This window comes from Verrucomicrobiia bacterium (assembly GCA_035460805.1).
GTDB lineage: Bacteria > Patescibacteriota > UBA1384 > CAILIB01 > CAILIB01 > DATHWI01.
The window spans coordinates 1-2,445 of the sequence record DATHWI010000008.1; the positions used below are offsets into that span (position 1 = coordinate 1).

At 50.8% G+C, this 2,445-nt stretch carries 1 tRNA gene and 1 rRNA gene; both read left to right on the forward strand.

Going from position 1 to position 2,445, the window contains the following annotated elements:
* Positions 1 to 64: 64 nt before the first annotated feature.
* Positions 65 to 138: transfer RNA gene (locus VLA04_00120), tRNA-Ile, on the forward strand.
* Positions 139 to 449: 311 nt separating this feature from the next.
* Positions 450 to 2,445: ribosomal RNA gene (locus VLA04_00125) — 23S ribosomal RNA — on the forward strand; the annotation flags it as partial.

The window sequence follows — 2,445 nt, forward strand, 5'->3', positions numbered from 1 at the left end:
CTCCACTTTTTAAAGAATAAAAGAGACGGGCAGGGGACAAGAGCAGAAGCCAAACCAGAAAGAAAGGCCTGTAGCTCAGTTGGTTAGAGCATGCGCTTGATAAGCGCAGGGTCACTGGTTCGAGCCCAGTCAGGCCTACCCTTGCAAGAGAAAGGGGTAAGAGGGAAAAGTAATGATAAACGTGTTTCGTTTCTGACGAACGATGACTTTTTGTTGTCCCCGCCTTAAGTGGTGGTGATGACGAAACCTCCAGGGGCTGGCCTTGCCACCCCGGGAGTTGTTCTTTGAAAACTATAGATAAAGCGGAATGTGCATCAGAACGAAAGGACCCGCACGGCCCTTTCAGGAAGATGACACATCTGCAACTTTAATGTTGAGGCGAATTGGAACAAAGAAAGTGTTTCGCTGTGAAGCGAGAGACTGGAAAGTGTTCTGTATGAGAACTTACGATATAAGCTACAAAGAGCGTACGGTGAATGCCTTGGCACCAGAAGGCGAAGAAGGACGTGGCCAACTGCGATAAGCTTCGGGGAGCGGTAGCACGCTTTGATCCGAAGATTTCCGAATGGGGTAACCCCGCACGATTAATCTCGTGTGACGTTCCACTGAATTCATAGGTGGATCGAGCGAAACCCGCTGAAGTGAAACATCTCAGTAAGCGGAGGAAAAGAAAGTGAAACGATTCCGTAAGTAGTGGCGAGCGAAAGCGGAAGAGCCCAAACCAGAGAGCTTGCTTTCTGGGGTTGTAGGGCTGCGACATGGTAGTGAAACGGTTAGACGAAAAGACTGGAAAATCTTTCCACAGAGGGTGAGAGGCCCGTAGTCAACAACCCGATCACACCTAGCAGTACCCTGAGTAATGCGGTGCACGTGAAACCCCGCATGAATCCACGCCGACCACGGCGTAAGGCTAAATACTAACTGGTGACCGATAGTGAACAAGTACCGCGAGGGAAAGGCGAAAAGAACCCCGCAAGGGGAGTGAAATAGAACCTGAAACCGTACGCTTACAAGGTGTTAAAGCCCGCAAGGGTGATAGCGTGCCTTTTGCTTAATGAGTCTGCGAGTTACTGTCCGTGGCAAGTCAAAGTGTCTTTGACACGAAGGCGAAGCGAAAGCGAGTCCGAAATGGGCGACAAACAGCCGCTGGCAGTAGACCCGAAGCGGAGGTGATCTACTCATGACCAGGATGAAGGTTACTTAACCGTAACTGAAGGTCCGAACCCGTGAAGGTTGAAAACTTCTGGGATGAGTTGTGAGTAGGAGCGAAAGACTAATCAAACCCCGTGATAGCTGGTTCTCTCCGAAATAGCTTGAGGGCTAGCCTTGTGTACTGACGGGTGGAGGTAAAGCACTGAATGGACTATGGTCCCTAACGGGATACTGAATCCAATCAAACTCTGAATGCCACCCGGTGCAACACAGGAGTCAGACGGTGGGGGATAAGCTTCATCGTCGAGAGGGAAACAACCCAGATCGCCAGCTAAGGTGCCCAAATACGGCTAAGTGGAAAGGATGTCAGGTTTCTTTAACAGTGAGGATGTTGGCTTAGAGGCAGCCATCATTTAAACAGTGCGTAATAGCTGACTCATCGAGAAACCCGGCGCCGAAAATGATTGGCGATAAGCCGTATACCGAAGCTGCGGATACTATGAAACCTAGGTTACATAGCATGGTAGGAGAGCGTTCTTGTTACTGCGAAGCGGAAGGGAAACCATCCGTGGAGTGACCAGAAGTGAGGATGCAGACATGAGTAGCGATAAGACAGGTGAAATCCCTGTCCGCCGTAAACCCAAGGGTTCCTGGGCAAGGTTCGTCCCCCCAGGGTGAGTCGGGATCTAAGGTGAGGCCGAAGGGCGTAGCCGATGACCAGCAGGTTCAATATTCCTGCACCACCGACATTTAACCCGGAATGACACAAGCAAAGAAAACATCGGCCCGTTGATTGCGGCCGTTTCGCAAGATCCAGGGAAGTGGCAACACGTCCTGAAGTGTTTAAATTGATTGTCGAGAAAAGTTCCGGTGTATACTAAGGTGCCCGTACCGTAAACCGACACAGGTGGGTGGGTAGAATATACCAAGGCGCGTGAGTTAAACTTCTTGAAGGAACTCGGCAAGTTAGCCCCGTAACTTCGGAAGAAGGGGCGCCGCGCAAGCGGCCTCAGTGAAAGGAGTCAACCGACTGTTTAACAAAAACACAGCTCTCTGCTAAGTCGTTAAGACGACGTATAGGGAGTGACACGTGACCAATGCGGAAAGATTAAGGCGAGGGGTCAGCCGCAAGGCAAAGCTCCGAACTTAAGTCCCCGTGAATGTCGGCCGTAACTATAACGGTCCTAAGGTAGCGAAATTCCTTGTCGGGTAAGTTCCGACCTGCACGAATCGTGTAACGAGTTGACTGCTGTCTCCAAGGAGTGCTCAGCGAAGTTGTAGTGGCGGTGAAGA